This is a genomic window from Bradyrhizobium sp. USDA 4341, assembly GCF_054063755.1.
This window is the reverse complement of sequence record NZ_JBSSGO010000002.1, coordinates 5,068,971-5,084,231: the sequence shown is the minus strand read 5'-3', so window position 1 is coordinate 5,084,231 and position 15,261 is coordinate 5,068,971. Positions and strand designations below refer to the sequence as shown.

13 protein-coding genes and 1 pseudogene are annotated in these 15,261 nt (G+C 63.2%); 6 read left to right on the top strand and 8 right to left on the bottom strand.

The window, feature by feature from the left end; genetic code table 11:
* Nucleotides 1–20: 20 nt before the first annotated feature.
* From ACVIGB_RS30095 to ACVIGB_RS30080, 4 genes and pseudogenes are all read left to right on the top strand, one after another.
* Complete coding sequence (locus ACVIGB_RS30095; protein ID WP_456719929.1) at nt 21–857, top strand: ABC transporter ATP-binding protein; 837 nt, start codon at nt 21–23, stop codon at nt 855–857.
* Nucleotides 854–1,678 carry an ABC transporter permease gene (locus ACVIGB_RS30090; RefSeq protein ID WP_456719930.1) on the top strand — a complete coding sequence of 275 codons (825 nt, stop codon included), beginning with the start codon at nt 854–856 and terminating at the stop codon, nt 1,676–1,678. The genes ACVIGB_RS30095 and ACVIGB_RS30090 overlap by 4 nt, the downstream gene beginning before the upstream one ends.
* A gap of 128 nt (nt 1,679–1,806) precedes the next feature.
* A pseudogene (locus ACVIGB_RS30085) lies at nt 1,807–3,136 on the top strand (polyhydroxyalkanoate depolymerase).
* A gap of 198 nt (nt 3,137–3,334) precedes the next feature.
* Nucleotides 3,335–4,174, top strand: a complete 840-nt coding sequence (locus ACVIGB_RS30080; RefSeq protein WP_456719932.1) for a M48 family metallopeptidase — start codon at nt 3,335–3,337, stop codon at nt 4,172–4,174.
* A gap of 207 nt (nt 4,175–4,381) precedes the next feature.
* On the opposite strand, the gene ACVIGB_RS30075 is transcribed toward ACVIGB_RS30080, so the two are convergent.
* The gene (locus ACVIGB_RS30075) at nt 4,382–6,625 is read right to left on the bottom strand and encodes a transglycosylase domain-containing protein (protein WP_456719933.1); all 2,244 of its coding nucleotides are present in this window, start codon (nt 6,623–6,625) and stop codon (nt 4,382–4,384) included.
* A 139-nt stretch (nt 6,626–6,764) separates the two neighbouring features.
* On the opposite strand from ACVIGB_RS30075, the gene ACVIGB_RS30070 reads away from it, so the two are divergent.
* Entirely contained in the window at nt 6,765–7,190 is a 426-nt protein-coding gene (locus ACVIGB_RS30070; RefSeq protein WP_212312075.1) for a DUF1330 domain-containing protein, read from the top strand.
* A gap of 205 nt (nt 7,191–7,395) precedes the next feature.
* On the opposite strand, the gene ACVIGB_RS30065 is transcribed toward ACVIGB_RS30070, so the two are convergent.
* From ACVIGB_RS30065 to ACVIGB_RS30055, 3 genes are all read right to left on the bottom strand, one after another.
* Entirely contained in the window at nt 7,396–8,622 is a 1,227-nt protein-coding gene (locus ACVIGB_RS30065) for an ABC transporter substrate-binding protein (protein ID WP_456719934.1), read from the bottom strand.
* A gap of 229 nt (nt 8,623–8,851) precedes the next feature.
* A complete protein-coding gene (locus ACVIGB_RS30060) occupies nt 8,852–10,072 on the bottom strand; it encodes an ABC transporter substrate-binding protein (protein ID WP_456719935.1) in 1,221 nt (406 codons plus the stop codon).
* Nucleotides 10,073–10,432: 360 nt separating this feature from the next.
* Complete coding sequence (locus ACVIGB_RS30055; protein WP_456719936.1) at nt 10,433–10,795, bottom strand: DUF1304 domain-containing protein; 363 nt, start codon at nt 10,793–10,795, stop codon at nt 10,433–10,435.
* A 206-nt stretch (nt 10,796–11,001) separates the two neighbouring features.
* Here ACVIGB_RS30055 and ACVIGB_RS30050 point away from each other — a divergent pair, with 206 nt between their 5' ends.
* Nucleotides 11,002–11,526 carry a methylated-DNA--[protein]-cysteine S-methyltransferase gene (locus ACVIGB_RS30050; RefSeq protein WP_456725044.1) on the top strand — a complete coding sequence of 175 codons (525 nt, stop codon included), beginning with the start codon at nt 11,002–11,004 and terminating at the stop codon, nt 11,524–11,526.
* Nucleotides 11,527–11,729: 203 nt separating this feature from the next.
* Here ACVIGB_RS30050 and ACVIGB_RS30045 read toward each other — a convergent pair whose 3' ends face one another.
* From ACVIGB_RS30045 to ACVIGB_RS30030, 4 genes are all read right to left on the bottom strand, one after another.
* Entirely contained in the window at nt 11,730–11,945 is a 216-nt protein-coding gene (locus ACVIGB_RS30045; protein WP_456719937.1) for a hypothetical protein, read from the bottom strand.
* Between the two features lie 330 nt (nt 11,946–12,275).
* A complete protein-coding gene (locus ACVIGB_RS30040; RefSeq protein WP_456719938.1) occupies nt 12,276–12,662 on the bottom strand; it encodes a response regulator transcription factor in 387 nt (128 codons plus the stop codon).
* A 90-nt stretch (nt 12,663–12,752) separates the two neighbouring features.
* On the bottom strand, nt 12,753–13,427 hold the full coding sequence (locus ACVIGB_RS30035) for a response regulator transcription factor (protein WP_092120332.1): 675 nt from the start codon (nt 13,425–13,427) through the stop codon (nt 12,753–12,755).
* On the bottom strand, nt 13,421–15,172 hold the full coding sequence (locus ACVIGB_RS30030; RefSeq protein ID WP_456719939.1) for a PAS domain-containing sensor histidine kinase: 1,752 nt from the start codon (nt 15,170–15,172) through the stop codon (nt 13,421–13,423). Before ACVIGB_RS30030 ends, ACVIGB_RS30035 begins: the two co-directional genes overlap by 7 nt.
* Nucleotides 15,173–15,261: the final 89 nt, after the last annotated feature.

Genomic DNA, 15,261 nt, shown 5'->3' with positions numbered 1-15,261 from the left:
AATGCCCCAATGACGGCGATATGCAACAGCGCGGGACAGGTCAGGCGCAAGCGCCTGCGGCCAATCAAGCGCCCAACCAGGCGCCCGCGGCCGATCGGGACGGATCGACCGCGATCGACGTTGCGCATCTGGTCAAGGTCTACAAGACCACGCGCGCGGTCGACGATATCTCCTTCCGCATCGCGCGCGGCAGCATCACCGGCCTGCTCGGCGGCAACGGCGCCGGCAAGACCACGACGATCGCGATGATCATGGGGCTGGTGCTGCCGACCTCGGGCAGCGTCACGGTGCTGGGCGCAAGAATCCCCGAGCAGCGCTATGATGTGCTCGGCCGGATGAATTTCGAGAGCCCCTATGTCGACATGCCGATGCGGCTCACGGTGCGGCAGAACCTGACCATTTTCGGCCGCCTCTATGCCGTGAAGCATCTGCGCGAGCGGATCGACCAGCTCGCGGCCGATCTCGATCTGACGGAATTCCTCGACCGCTCCAACGGCAAGCTCTCCGCCGGGCAGAAGACCCGTGTCGCGCTGGCGAAAGCGCTGATCAACGAGCCGGACCTGCTGCTACTCGACGAGCCGACCGCATCGCTCGACCCGGATACCGCCGACTGGGTGCGGCAGCACCTCGAGACCTACCGCAAGACCCATAACGCGACCATCCTGCTGGCCTCGCACAACATGCTGGAGGTCGAGCGCCTCTGCGACCGCGTGATCATCATGAAGCGCGGCAAGATCGAGGACGACGACAGCCCCGAGGGGATCATGGCGCGCTACAACCGCGACACGCTGGAAGAGGTGTTCCTCGACGTGGCGCGCGGCCGCCTCCGGGAGGGCGCGCCAGAGGGCACACCATGAGCGAGATCGTCAGCCATCAGCCGCGCGGCATTTCACTGCAACGCATCAACGCGATGGTGCTGCGCTATTGGTATCTGCTGATGTCGTCATGGCCGCGGCTGCTGGAACTGGTCTACTGGCCGGCCTTGCAGATCATCACCTGGGGTTTCTTGCAGAACTACGTCTCGCAGGCATCCGGCTTCTTCGCCAAGGCGGGCGGCACGCTGATCGGTGCCGTGATCCTGTGGGACATCCTGTTTCGCGGCCAGCTCGGTTTCTCCATCTCGTTCCTGGAAGAGATGTGGGCGCGCAATCTCGGCAACCTGATGATGAGCCCGCTGAAGCCGATCGAATTCCTGCTCTCGCTGATGATCATGAGCCTGATCCGGCTCGCCATCGGCGTGATCCCGATGACGCTGCTGGCGCTGTTCTTCTTTGGCTTCAATTTCTACGCCATCGGGCTGCCGCTGATCGCGTTCTTCTGCAATCTGATCTTCACGAGCTGGTCGGTCGGCGTGTTCGCCTCAGGCCTCGTGCTGCGCAACGGGCTCGGCGCGGAGAGCATCGTCTGGACGCTGATGTTCGCGGTGATGCCGCTCGCCTGCATCTACTATCCGGTCGAGGTGCTGCCGGTCTGGCTGCAATATGTCGCCTGGACGTTGCCGCCCACCTATGTGTTCGAAGGCATGCGGTCGCTGCTGATCGATCACGTCTTCCGCGCCGACCTGATGGCCTGGGCGCTGGTCATCAACGCCATCCTGTTCGTTGCCTCTTTTGCAGTCTTCCTTGCCCTTTTGCAGAGCGCCAAGCGCAACGGATCGCTGCTCGGGGGTGGTGAATAAATGTCACTTTCACGTGGATTCTCGGTGTATTAGCCCGATATCGACCCCAGATTCGGCTCGCGGCGCATTGACGCATTGTTGCGCATTGGTCAGTATGCTGCGGCGCAAAACAGGGGTCTGAAAATACTATGCCCATCGGTGAATTTGGCGGTGCCCCGCCACTAGCGGCGGAAGGCAGCCCGGCACTCACGACGCCGCTGTACTGGATGTACGAGATGGCGCATGCGTCGCTCAATCCGGTACGCGCCGTGACCGACGCCACCAAGATCCTGTTTCAGAATCCGCTCAATCCGTGGACGCACACCGAGTTCGGCAAATCGGTCGCCGCCGGCTGCGAGTTGTTCGAGCGCACCACGCGCCGCTACGGCAAGCCGGATTGGAACCTGCCGACGACCGAGGTCAAACGGCATCCGCACGGCGGTCGAGGTTCGCACCGTCTGGGAAAAGCCGTTCTGCCGCCTGCTGCATTTCGATCGCAAGCTGACGCGTCCGCTGCGCTCGCCGCAGCCGCGCGTGCTGATCGTGGCGCCGATGTCGGGCCATTATGCGACGCTGCTGCGTGGCACGGTCGAGGCGTTCCTGCCGACGCATGAAGTCTACATCACCGACTGGGCCGATGCGCGCATGGTGCCGCTCGCGGAGGGCCGGTTCGATCTCGACGACTATGTCGACTACGTGATCGAGATGCTGCACGCGCTCGGCGGCAACATGCATATCGTCGCGGTGTGCCAGCCTTCTGTGCCTGTCGTCGCAGCTGTTTCGGTGATGGAAGCCAGCAACGACCCGTTCGTGCCGCTGTCGATGACGCTGATGGGCGGCCCGATCGACACAAGGCGCAATCCGACCGCGGTCAACAACCTCGCGGAAGAGCGCGGCATCGAATGGTTCCGCAACAATGTCATCACCAAGGTGCCGTTCCCGCATCCGGGCGTGATGCGCGACGTCTATCCGGGCTTCCTGCAGCTCAACGGCTTCATCAGCATGAACCTGGATCGGCACATGGACGCGCACAAGGCGCTGTTCGCCAATCTGGTGAAGGGTGACGGCGATCTCGTCGACAAGCACCGTGAATTCTATGACGAGTATCTCGCGGTGATGGACCTCACCGCCGAGTATTACCTGCAGACCGTCGACCTCGTCTTCGTCAAGCACGCGCTGCCGAAGGGCGAGATGACCCATCGCGGCAAGCCGGTCGATCCGTCGAAGATCCGCCGCGTCGCGCTGATGACGGTTGAAGGCGAGAAGGACGACATCTCCGGCCTCGGCCAGACCGAGGCAACGCACGCGCTCTGCACCGCGATTCCAAACCATCGCCGCGTGCACTATGTCCAGAAGGGCGTCGGGCACTACGGCGTGTTCAATGGCTCACGGTTCCGCTCCGAAATCGTGCCTCGGATCTCCGATTTCATGGTTTCGGCGGCCAATACGCGGCTTTCCCTGGTCGCCGCGGCCGAATAGGTATCGTCCCGGCCGCGATTCTCGCAGTCGCGCAAGCCACTGATTTAACTAAAAGAATCTCAAATCAGCCGAGGCCCAAGTGATGAATTTAATTTCATCTCTTGGGCCTTTTTCGTGACTCTGATTCATCAGAAAAATTCCGGTTCCGCCCCCTGCCGGTAGAGGTCAATTAACGGCCAACCCCTGTATATTGGGCAAATGATTTGTTTTTGCGCCGAGCGCTTTCCCTGGCGGCGGATATGGCAAAGTTCGGGCGAACTCCTGCTCCCCGGACTCTCAGAAATGGCTACTCGCGCGCTCCTCTATCGGCGGCCTGCCGAACCCGCGACCGTATTGGTCAGACACGGCTCCCAGTTCTTCACCGTCAGGCTGCGCCGGCACCGGCGCGCGCGCCGCTATACGCTCAGAATTCATCCAACCGATCGCGAAGCGATCCTGACCATGCCGCCGCGCGGCACGATCGTGGAGGCCAAGGAGTTCGCCAATGTCCATGGCGGCTGGATCGCCGCCCGTCTTGGCCGCTTGCCGAAGGCCGCGCCGTTCCAGCCCGGCACCGTGGTCCCGTTGCGCGGCGTGCCGCATCGGCTGGTGCACCGCTCGGGCGAGCGCGGCACGGTCTGGACCGAGACGCGCGACAGCGGCGAGAAGATCATTTGCGTCGCCGGCGGCGTCGAGCACATGGATCGCCGGGTGCATGACTTCCTCAAGCGCGAGGCGCGCAAGGATCTGCAGAAGGCGGCGCAGCTGCACGCAGCGGAACTCGGGGTGCGGGTCCGGCGGATCTCGATCCGCGACCAGTCGAGCCGCTGGGGCTCGTGCACCTCGGCCGGTTCGCTGTCGTTCTCGTGGCGGCTGATCCTGGCACCGCCCTTCGTGCTCGATTACCTCGCCGCGCATGAGGTTGCGCATCTCGTCGAGATGAACCACTCGGCGCGGTTCTGGCGGGTGGTCGACAAGGTCTGCGCCTCGGTCACGCGCGCCAAGAACTGGCTCGACACCTACGGCAACGACCTGCATCGCTACGGGATTCAGGAGTAGGCGGCGCACTCGTAGGATGGGTAGAGCGCAGCGAAACCCATCGCTTCTTGCACGCGCCATGATGGGCTTCGCTTCGCTCTACCCACCCTACGCACTTTTGTAGCCCGGATGAAGCGCAGCGCAATCCGGGGCAGCTTTCACCGATGGCGCGACTGGTCCCGGATTTCGCTTCGCTTCATCCGGGCTACGTAGTCAGGGACTGTCGGCCTACCGAAACAACCGATCCGCCAACCACCCATCCAACCCCGCCGCCGCTTCGGGCCGCGCGTTCGGGTTGGGTGGCGCCGAGGCGCGGGCCGGCGTCGGCGGGGGCTGGCGATAATAGCCGCCGCCGGACGGGGCCGGCGCGGGCGGCGGCGCCTGCATTGGCGGTTGAATCTGCATCGGCGCCGCCGGTGCTGAAGGCGCTGATATCTGCGACGAGATCTGCATCAGGTTCGCCGGGGCCCAACTGCCCTGCGAGTTCGGGATCGCCGCGACCGGCACGCCCTGATGCGCGGCCTTCATGAAGCGGGTCCACACTTCCACCGGCAGTCCGCCGCCGGTTGCCTTCTTGGTCGGCGAATTGTCGTCATTGCCGAGCCAGACGCCAGTGACGAGCTTGGCGGTGTAGCCGATGAACCAGGCGTCGCGATAATCCTGGCTGGTGCCGGTCTTGCCGGCGGCGGTCCAGCCGGGGATTTCTGCCTTGCGCGCGGTGCCCGAGATCAGCGTCTCGCGCATCATGCTGTTCATCATCGCATCATAGCGCGGCTCGATCACCTGGTTGGGCGGCTCCGTCGGGCGGTCATAGAGCAGCTTGCCGGAGCTGGTGCGGATCTTGGTCACCACATGCGGCGACACGGCGTAGCCGCCATTGGCGAACGGCGCATAGGCGCCGACCAGCTCGATCACGGATACTTCCGACGTGCCGAGCGCGATCGAGACGTTCGGTTCGAGCTTGGAGGAGATGCCGAGCCGGTGCGCGGTGCGCACCACATTCTTGGCGCCGACCTCGACGCCGAGCCGCACCGCAACCGTGTTCAGCGACATCGCCAGCGCCTGGGTCAACGTCACCGAGCCGAAATATTCGTGGGTGTAGTTCTCCGGCTTCCAGCCCTTGATGTCGAGCGGCGCGTCGGTGCGGATGGTGTCCGGCGTCAGCCCGGCCTCAACTGCGGTGAGATAGACGAACGGCTTGAACGACGAGCCCGGCTGCCGCTTCGCGGTGACGGCGCGATTATACTGGCTCTCGGCATAGTTCCGGCCGCCGACCATGGCGCGCACCGCGCCGTCGGGCGTCATCGCCACCAGCGCACCCTGGCTGACATTGAACTTCACGCTCTTGGCGGCGAGCTCGTCGATGACGGCGGCTTCGGCGACATTCTGCAGCTTCGGATCGATCGTGGTCTGCACCACGATGTCCTGGTCGATCTGGCCGACCAGATCGTCGAGCACTTCACCGATCCAGTCGGCGACATAGTTCACGGTGCCGGCGCCGGCCGGCTTCACCGCAATCGAGGGCTGCCCGATCGAGGCCTTTGCCTGCGCCTCGGTGATGAACTTGGCGTCGGCCATCGCCGCGAGCACGACCTGCGCGCGCTGCTCGGCGCCTTCCGGGTTGCGGTTCGGCGCCAGCCGCGACGGCGACTTGACGAGGCCCGCGAGCATCGCAGCTTCCGGCAAGGTCACGTTCTTCGCCGACTTGCCGAAATAGCGTTGCGCCGCGGCCTCGACGCCGTAGGCGCCGGAACCGAAATAGACGCGGTTGAGATAGAGCTCGAGGATCTCGTTCTTGGAATGCTTGCGTTCCAGCCACAGTGCGAGCTCGGCCTCCTGCAGCTTGCGCTGCATGGTGCGCTCCTGGGTCAGGAACAGGTTCTTGGCGAGCTGCTGCGTCAAGGTCGAACCGCCCTGCGATACACCCCGATGCAGCACGTTGGTGACGGCTGCGCGTAAGATGCCGAGCGGGTCGACGCCGAAATGCGAATAGAAGCGGCGGTCTTCAATGGCGATGAACGCCTTCGGCAAATAGGGCGGCAGGTCCTTCAAGGCGATGTTGGCGCCGGCCATTTCGCCGCGCTGCGCCAGCACGCTGCCGTCGATGCCGACGATCTGGATCGTCGGCGGACGCTTGGGAATTTCCAGGGACTGGATCGGCGGCAGATGCGCGCCGACCCACACCACGACACCGATCACAGCGATGCCCGCCCACAGGCCGAGCACCGCGGTCCAATAGAACAGGCGGCCGATGCCGAAGCCGCGCGACTTGCTGCGCCGCTTGCTGCCGCTGCGCGACGGGCGCGGTTTCTCGCTACCGGAATCGCTGCTTTTGGGTTTGGATTTGGCGGGCGTATCGTCGCCACCGCCGGGAACGCGATCGGAGGGCGACAGTCGGAGGTCGGCAAGCGCGGCCGGAAGCCCGAACAGTGGCTCCTTGCGCGCACCGCCTTTTTTACGTCCCCACGCCATCCGCAACGCTCACACCCTGACAGGGGCGCACGCTAGCGTTCCCGGTTTAAGGGGCGGTTACGCAAAGCTTAACGGGGGATTAGGAGGTGAGGCGGCGCGTGCTACATAACGGTGGAACAATAAAACAAAGGAGCATCGCATGGGCCATATCGACCCGACGAAAGACGTGTTTGCGCAATTCCGGGACAACAACCGGCCGGGCCCGATCCACATGCTCAACCTGGTGCGCCTGCGTGAGTGGGCCGCCTATCCCGACGGCCGCAAGGCGACCGGCGCGGAGGCCTATGCCGCCTACGGCCGCGAGAGCGGGCCGGTGTTCGAACGGCTCGGCGGCCGCATCGTCTGGCAGGGCCGCTTCGAGCTGATGCTGATCGGTCCGCAAGAGGAGCGCTGGGATCACTGCTTCATCGCCGAGTATCCAAGCGTCGCCGCCTTCGTGGAAATGATCCGCGATCCCGTCTATCGCGAGGCGGTGAAGCATCGCCAGGCCGGTGTCGAGGATTCGCGGTTGATCCGACACGCCGTGCTGCCGGTCGGGAAGAATTTTGGCGAGATTCCGGAGTAGGGTACGAAGCGAGATTTCTATCCCGTCATGCTGAGGTGCGAGCGGAGCGAGCCTCGAAGCATGCACGGCCCGGCTGGTGGCCGTCGACCCTTCGAGACGCCGCTTCGCGGCTCCTCAGGGTGACGGGGATAGATGGTGTGGAAGCCCCAAAAGCAAAATCGGCGGCCTGCGGGCCGCCGATTGCATCTCAACTCTGCGCGAACCGCTAGCCCGCCGGGCCGGCGTCCTCGAGGATCGGGCCGAACAGCTCCCAGCGCTCGCCGTTGAACTTCATCATCTGCAGCTGCTTGTTGACGCGATAGTCGTTCGGTGTGGTGTTGCCCTTGATGCCGGGCAGCGCCATGTCGAGGTCGACGTTCTTCAGGTTAGTCGCCTGCTTCAACACGTTCTCGCGCGTCAGCTCGTCGCCGCACTGCTTCAGCACATGCACCATCAGCTGGGCGGTGGAGTAGCCGTAGGTGTTAAAGTTCGAGTTCTTGTCGCCGTCGGGATAGTACTTGGCCATGAAGTCGAAATAGCGCTTCATGCCCGGATCGTCCTTCCACTGCGGATCGGCCGGATCCTTGCCGTAGTTGGTCGAGATCAGGCCCTTGGAGGCCTCGAGGCCCGCCGGCTGCAGCACGGCGCCGACCGAGGTGGCGTTGATGTCGACGATGTGGACCGGATGCCAGCCGAGCTCGGCAATCTTCTTGATCGCCTGCGCGGCCTGCTTCGGCGTCGAGGCCGAGAAGAACAGGTCGACGCCGGCATCCTTGATCTTGATCACCTGGGAATCGATGGTCGGGTCGGAGACCTCATAGGAGGCTTCGGCCACGATCATCTTGGCGGCCTTGTCGCCGAGGCCGGCCTTGATGCCGTTCAGATAATCCTTGCCGAGGTCGTCGTTCTGATAGAGCACGCCGATCTTGGCGTTCGGATGCTCCTTCAGGATGTACTGGCCGTAGATGCGGCCTTCGACGAAGTAGTTCGGATTGAAGCCAAGCGTCCACGGGAAGTTCTTCGGATCGGTGAACTTCGAGGCGCCGGTGGCGGCGAACAGCTGCGGCACCTTCTTGGCGTTGAGATACTTCTGCACGGCGGCGTTCGACGGCGTGCCGACGATCTGGAAGGTCAAGAGCACCTCGTCGCTCTCGACGAGCTTGCGCACCTGCTCGACGGCCTTCGGCGGCGAATAGGCGTCGTCATACTGGATCAGGTTGATCTTGCGGCCGTTGATGCCGCCCTGATCGTTGATCATCTTGAAATAGGCCGCCTGGGTCTTGCCGATCGAGGCATAGGCGGAAGCCGGTCCGGAGAAGGGGACGGTCTGGCCGATCTTGATCTCGGTGTCGCTCGCGCCGGGATCGTACTTCTTTTGCGCGGAGGCCGACGTTGCAGACAGCGCGATCGCGAGCGCCGTTCCCGCGACCAGGTGGAAAATCCCATTCCTCATAATGCTGTTTTCCTCACGTGACTGATGGTTGGCCGATGATCTTGTCCGCGGGTTCAAGGTCCCGCGGTCGCCATCGCTGGGCCGGGATACTGGAGGAACCGTTGCTCGATGCAAGACGACGGATGCCGAAAAGGCGAGCAATTTCAGTCAACCAAAGTAGGGGGCGGCGCAAAAAGAAACGGCGCAGCGCGGATGCGCTGCGCCGGCTTTCGTGGCCGGAGATGGCTGCCTAACCCGCCGGTCCGGTGTCCTCGATGATCGGGCCGAACAGCTCCCAGCGTTCGCCGTTGAACTTCATCATCTGCATCTGCTTGTTGATGCGATAGTCGTTCGGTCCCGTTGTGATCGACATGCCGGGCAGCGCGAGGCTCGGCACGAACTTCTTCAGGCTGGTCACCTGCTTCATCAGGTTCTCGCGGGTGAGGTCGTCGCCGCACTGCTTGAGGACTTGGATAAGGAGCTCGGCCGTCGAATAGCCGTAGGTGTTGACGGTGTTGAGCTTGTCGCCCTCCGGATAATACTTGTCCATGAAGGCGAAATAGGCCTTCACGCCGGGATCGTCCTTCCACTGCGGATCGGCGGGGTCCTTGCCGTAATTGGTCGAGATGATGCCCTTCGAGATGTCGAGGCCGGCCGGCTTCAGCGTCGCCGACACCGGGCTCGCATTGATGTCGAGGATGTGCACCGGGTGCCAGTCAAGGTCCGCGACCTTGCGGATCGCCTGAGCGGCGAATTTCGGCGTCGACGCGTTATAGAGCAGGTCGACGCCGGCGGCCTTCAGCTTGACGATCTGGGAATCGACGGTCGGGTCGGTCAGCTCGTAGGACACCTCGGCGACGATCATGCTCGCGGCCTTGTCGCCGAGCCCGCTCTTCAGGCCGGTGATGTAGTCGCGGCCGAGATCGTCGTTCTGGTAGAAGATGCCGATCTTGGCGTTCGGGTGATTGGCCAGGATGTATTTGGCGTAGATGCGTCCCTCGGACTGGTAGTTCGGGTTGAAGGCGATCGTCCACGGCGCGTTCTGCGGATCGGAGAAGCGCGACGCGCCGGTGGAGGCCAGCAGCTGCGGCACCTTCCTGGCATTCAGATATTTCTGCACGGCGGCATTTGAGGGCGTGCCGATGATCTGGAAGGTGAACAGCACCTCGTCGCCCTCGACCAGCTTGCGCACCTGCTCGACCGCCTTCGGCGGCGAATAGGCGTCGTCATACTGGATCAGGTTCAGCTTGCGGCCGTTGATGCCGCCCTGCTCGTTGATCATCTTGAGGTAGGCCGCCTGGGTCTTGCCGATGCCGGCATAGGCGGATGCGGGGCCCGAGAACGGCACGGTCTGGCCGATCTTGATCTCGGAGTCGGTCGCGCCGACGTCGTATTTCTTCTGCGCGGTGGCCGATGTAACCGACAACGCGATGGCAAGCGCTGTCGCAGCGAGCAATTGCACGCTCCTCATGTCCGTGACCTCCCATGTTGCCGGTGATCTTGTCCGCAAGGCTCAAACCCGCGGATGTCACCGTTATCAGGGATGATGGAGGAAGGGCGGGGGCATTGCAAGACGATGGACCCTGCGCGCGATGTCGCGTCAGCGCACAAGATCTTCTCCCTCTCCCCGTTCTTACGGGGAGAGGGTTGGGGTGAGGGGCTCTCTCCGCCTGCGGTGCTAGCAGACGCACCTGTACCCCCTCACCCGGATCGCATTCCGCTACGCTGCATGCGACATAGCCGAAGCTCCGCTTCGGCGTTCTAGAGGACGGCCGCCATAGGCGGCCTATGCCTCTCCCCGCAAGCGGGGCGAGGTGAAGCAGAGCCGTCGTCAGGCGAGCCAGAGCAGGATCAGCGCGAGCGCCGCGGGCGCCGCCTGCACATAAAGGATGCGCCGGCTGACGGTGGCAGCGCCATAGGCGCCGGCGACGATCACGCAGAGCAGGAAGAATGTCTTGATCTGCAATGCGAAGGCGGCATTGCCGTGCACCAGGCCCCAGATCAGTCCGGCGGCGAGGAAGCCATTATAGAGCCCCTGATTGGCGGCAAGCACCGCCGAGTCGGTCGCCTTCTCGATCGAGTTGCGGAAGGTCTTCAGCCCGAGCGGCTTGGTCCACAGGAACATCTCGAGCACAAGGAAATAGACGTGCAGCGCGGCCACCACCGCGACCAGGACATTGGCAAGCAAAAGCATATTGCGGTCCCCCCAGAGCTTCGGTTCTGATTGAATCAGAACCGAAGCTCAAGATTCCTATTTTGACGTGTTTTCTTCACGCGAACCGGTGTCCCACTTCGCTCGAAAACGCTCTAACCGGAATTCGGGTGGACGCTAGCACGCGCACGGTGAATTGTATGCTGAGCGACCTGTTTCGAGCGCAATGACGTTCCAGAGTGACTGATATGGCCGACCGCAAGACCGCACAGACCTTCAACCTCGACCGCCTCAAGACGCCGATCGGCACCGCGCTGCTGGTGACCGATGACGACGGCGTGCTGCGCGCGCTCGACTGGGACGACTATGAAGGGCGCATGCTCGACCTGCTGCGGCTGCACTATGGCGCCGTGACGCTGCGGGACGGCCGCGCGCCGGCTGCGATGCGCAAGGCGCTCGGCGGTTACTTCAACGGCGATCTCGATCGGCTCGCCGATGTCGAATGGCGCGTTGCCGGCACGCCGTTCCAGCAGAAGGTCTGGCACGCGTTGCCGAAGATTCCGCCGGGTACCACCATGAGCTACGGCGCGCTGGCGGCGAAACTGAAAGTGCCGAATGCGATGCGCGCGGTCGGCCACGCCAACGGCTCCAACCCGATCAGCGTCGTCGTGCCCTGCCACCGCCTGATCGGCGCCAACGGCTCGCTGGTCAAATATGGCGGCGGACTGGAGCGCAAGCGCTGGCTGCTGCGGCACGAGGGCGTGGAGATATAGCGGCCGAACCGGGCCGCCGTGAGACGATCAATCGAGATCCTCGCGCGGCATGTTTCGCAGATCGCGCACGATGTAGAGGAATACAACGAGCGAAGGCACCCACGCGAGGATCGCTCCTACCAGCATCGCATCGACCGTCGTCATCGGAGCTCCCTTGAGCGTTTTCGAGCGAAGTGGCCGCCGGTTCGGGTGAAGAAAACACGTCAAAATAAAAATCTGGCCTTCGCCGTCAGATCAGCTTTTCGATGGGCCGCCGGTTCTCGGAGAGGATAGAGCCACTTCCAATAGACCTTGTTGCGCTCGAGCTGCCGCTTGTAGATCTCGCGGCACTTCGTCGAGCAGAACTGCTCGAAGTACCAGCTGTGCCGGATCAGTCCGAAGGGCCGCCGGCATCCTGGATTCCCGCAGCGGCCTGTCATGAAGCTGCCTCCGCATTCGCTCGCCAAAGCCAGCGAATGAAGTTCTCCTGACCCTTGTGAAGACAGAGCCGTCCGCAGTAGCGTTCACCCGCTGGATTTCGCAAGCAGATGATCTTGGCATCTTCACTGTCACACTGGGCGCAGCGCGGTTCCGTACGCATTGGCGACTTCCCTCCGAGGAACTGCCATTTGCCAATCAAGAATGTCTGATGCTGTCGTTGCCATCGATCTTCTTGAGGGACGGCGCCGCGAAATCTCGCGCTGCCACCGTCGATGTGCAACTTGTCCAGATGTTTCTCGGTATCATCCTTGCGTATACCCGATTCGAACTCACCCGCTCGTCGTTGTGCCGCGCTGTGCCAGAGCGACATCGAGGCATTTGACCAGCGTATCTCCGTCAAACGGCTTGATCAGAAAGCAGATCGCTCCCGCCTGCATGGCTCGGGCCCGATCGGCTTCGACGGAGAAGGCCGTGATGAAAATGAACGGAAGGCGCCGGCCGTCAGCAATCAGGCGCGCCTGCAGGTCGAGCCCGCTCATGGCCGGCATCCTGACATCGGCTATCACGCAGGATGTGTCGTTCAGTTGCGGCGAATGCAGGAATTCTTCGGCCGACGCATAGGTCTGGACCGCGTAGCCAAGCGACCTGACCAGATTGTCGGTCGCGGTGCGGACCGACATGTCATCGTCGACGATTGATATCACCGGGCTGGACAAGAAGGCTTTTCCTGGAACGGCCAGAGGGGCCTCTGGTGTCTGCGATCACGGAGCCACAGTGCGTCGTCGGCCGCGGCCGGAGAATCATACTTAGGTTTGCGCGCCGCCGGATGCCTGCTTGAACCCGAGGATCTGCGCCATCCTGACCAGATCAGGCAACGATTTCGCCGCCATTTTCCGCATAATGTGCCCGCGGTGTATCTTGACTGTGATCTCGGCTACGCCGATTTCGGCGGCGACCTGCTTGTTCATGAGCCCCGCGGTGACGAGGCTCATGATCTGGCGCTCACGAGGGGTCAGGGTCGCGAAGGCTGCACGCAGGTTCGCGAGCGCCCTGGCCTCATTGCGGCGAGTTCTGTCGCGTTCGATCGCAGTCGTGACGGCATCCAGCATGTCCTGATCGCGGAACGGCTTGGTCAGGAAGTCGACGGCTCCGGCCTTCATGGCCCTGACCGTCATCGGGATATCGCCATGGCCGGTCATGAAGATGATCGGAATATGAATGTCGGCCTTGGCCAGCTCCGCCTGGAAGTCGAGGCCGCTCAGCCGGGGCAGCCTGATGTCCAGGATCAGGCAGCTTGGAACATCGGGGAGCTTGTGCTGCAGAAATTCATGGGCCGACCCGAACGCCGCGGTCCGCAGGCCGACCGACCGGAAGAGATTGCTCAATGCGTCGCGCACCGACACATCATCGTCGACGACGAAGACGATCGGATCCTCGGCGTTCGCGAGGGCGGGAGGCGATGCCGCGCGTCCAATCACCATGCATGATCCTCCTGACGCAGCGGCAGGGTGAACTGGAACGTCGTGCCGGGGCCGATATTTCTGGACATGGACAGGCGCCCTCGGTGGGCTTCGACGATCGAGCGGCAGATCGACAACCCCATTCCCATGCCGCTGGCTTTGGTGGTGTAGAAGGCGTCAAACAGCCGTTCGGCATTCTCTGTCGCAACCCCGACACCACAGTCGGTGACCGTGACCAGGATCTGCCCGGCATCGTCATGGCGGGTCCGGATCACGAGCTCCCGTGGCCTGTCCGTGACCGGCTGCATCGCCTCGATGCCGTTGACGACAAGGTTGAGGATGACTTGCTGCAGCTGGACGCGGTCGGCGACGACAGGCGGGAGCGCGGGAGCGAGGTCGAGCTGCAGGGATACAAGGTGGCTCTGCAGTTCATGCTGCACCAGGCCGATCACCTCGTTGATGGCTTCATTGATGTCGAGCGGCGCCATCTGACCGGTCGTCTTGTTCATCAGGGCGCGGACGCGCTGGATGACCTCGCCGGCCCGGTTGCCGTCGCTGATGATCGACCTGACCGCCCCGCGCGCTTCATTCAGATCGGGAGCCGCCCGGTTGAGCCAGCGCAGGCATGCCGCGGCGTTGGCGACCACGGCGGCAAGCGGCTGGTTCACTTCATGGGCGATCGATGCGGCGAGCTCGCCGAGTGCCGTCACGCGCGTCACGTGCGCGAGGTTGGTCTGCGCTTCGTGCAACTCCGCCTCGGCGCGCTTGCGGGCGGTCACGTCGGAGACCGCTCCGATGAATTCGGTGTCGCCCGAGGGGGTGGTCACCGCATGCGCCCTGGCGTGAACATATTTGATCGCGCCGTCCGGCATCAGCAATCGGTAGCCGTGCTCGAAGTCCTTGCCGTCGAGCGAGGCGCTGTCGACGGTCCGTTGCACGCGGGCGCGATCATCCGGATGGATGCGTTGAAGGACCGTGGCATGCTTGATGGAAGGAGCCCTGTCGAATCCGAAGATCCTGAACGTCTCTTCCGACCAGATCACCTCACCGCTGGCGACGTGCCAGCCAAAGCTGCCGGTGTGGCTCAATCGCTGGGCTTCGCTCAGGTACATTTCGCTCTGCTGCAGCGCGTTTTCGGCCTGTTTGCGCTCGGTGATATCCTCGCATGCGATCAGCACGATCAATCGGTCGTCCTGCCGCCGCACGGCCTTGGCATTTTCACGAACCCAAAGTCTTGAGCCGTCCTTGCGGATCTTCCGGATTTCCCAATTGTGGGTTTGGCCGATGTTGTCGAGGCACGCCGCGACGTTGCGCTGGACCATCTCTCGGTCTTCGGCGGCAAAAACCCGCAGCACGGATTGTCCAAGCAATTCGTCGACGGTGTAGCCGAGTTGTGCCGCGCCGAACGTGTTGACCGACAGCACGAGACCCGTGGCGTCGACCATGAAGTACATGACCGGATTGTGCTCGAACACCTCCTTCCATTGCGCTTCGCTGTTGCGCAGGGCCTCTATTGCGCGCTCTTCGCCGCTGGCCCGGCCGCGCAACATCGCTTCCATTTGCCTGTGGGTGCGCCCCACCACGCCCATCATCAGCAATGCGGCCGCAAGCGAGGCGATCAGCAGCGCCAGCGCAATTAGATGGGCGGAAGCTGCAGGCTGCGGACCAAGCAGCAGCCCAATGCAGGTTGCGGCCAAAGCCAGCACCATGCCGCCGAGCAGCCATTGCTCGGCCGACCAGGATTTCGTGGTCGGGATGCGCATCATCGGCAGCACCAGCACTTGACCGTTATGGGCCGCGCTGCGTCGCTAGGTGACCGCTACCATCAGCGGCGACAACGTCGCCCTCCTAACAA

Bases quoted from the DNA above. Each gene is read 5' to 3' on its own strand.
- ACVIGB_RS30095 (WP_456719929.1), top strand. From the start codon at position 21: ATGCAACAGCGCGGGACAGGTCAGGCGCAAGCGCCTGCGGCCAATCAA.
- ACVIGB_RS30090 (WP_456719930.1), top strand. From the start codon at position 854: ATGAGCGAGATCGTCAGCCATCAGCCGCGCGGCATTTCACTGCAACGC.
- ACVIGB_RS30080 (WP_456719932.1), top strand. From the start codon at position 3,335: ATGATTTGTTTTTGCGCCGAGCGCTTTCCCTGGCGGCGGATATGGCAA.
- ACVIGB_RS30075 (WP_456719933.1), bottom strand. From the start codon at position 6,625: ATGGCGTGGGGACGTAAAAAAGGCGGTGCGCGCAAGGAGCCACTGTTC.
- ACVIGB_RS30070 (WP_212312075.1), top strand. From the start codon at position 6,765: ATGGGCCATATCGACCCGACGAAAGACGTGTTTGCGCAATTCCGGGAC.
- ACVIGB_RS30065 (WP_456719934.1), bottom strand. From the start codon at position 8,622: ATGAGGAATGGGATTTTCCACCTGGTCGCGGGAACGGCGCTCGCGATC.
- ACVIGB_RS30060 (WP_456719935.1), bottom strand. From the start codon at position 10,072: ATGAGGAGCGTGCAATTGCTCGCTGCGACAGCGCTTGCCATCGCGTTG.
- ACVIGB_RS30055 (WP_456719936.1), bottom strand. From the start codon at position 10,795: ATGCTTTTGCTTGCCAATGTCCTGGTCGCGGTGGTGGCCGCGCTGCAC.
- ACVIGB_RS30050 (WP_456725044.1), top strand. From the start codon at position 11,002: ATGGCCGACCGCAAGACCGCACAGACCTTCAACCTCGACCGCCTCAAG.
- ACVIGB_RS30045 (WP_456719937.1), bottom strand. From the start codon at position 11,945: ATGACAGGCCGCTGCGGGAATCCAGGATGCCGGCGGCCCTTCGGACTG.
- ACVIGB_RS30035 (WP_092120332.1), bottom strand. From the start codon at position 13,427: ATGGTGATTGGACGCGCGGCATCGCCTCCCGCCCTCGCGAACGCCGAG.
- ACVIGB_RS30030 (WP_456719939.1), bottom strand. From the start codon at position 15,172: ATGATGCGCATCCCGACCACGAAATCCTGGTCGGCCGAGCAATGGCTG.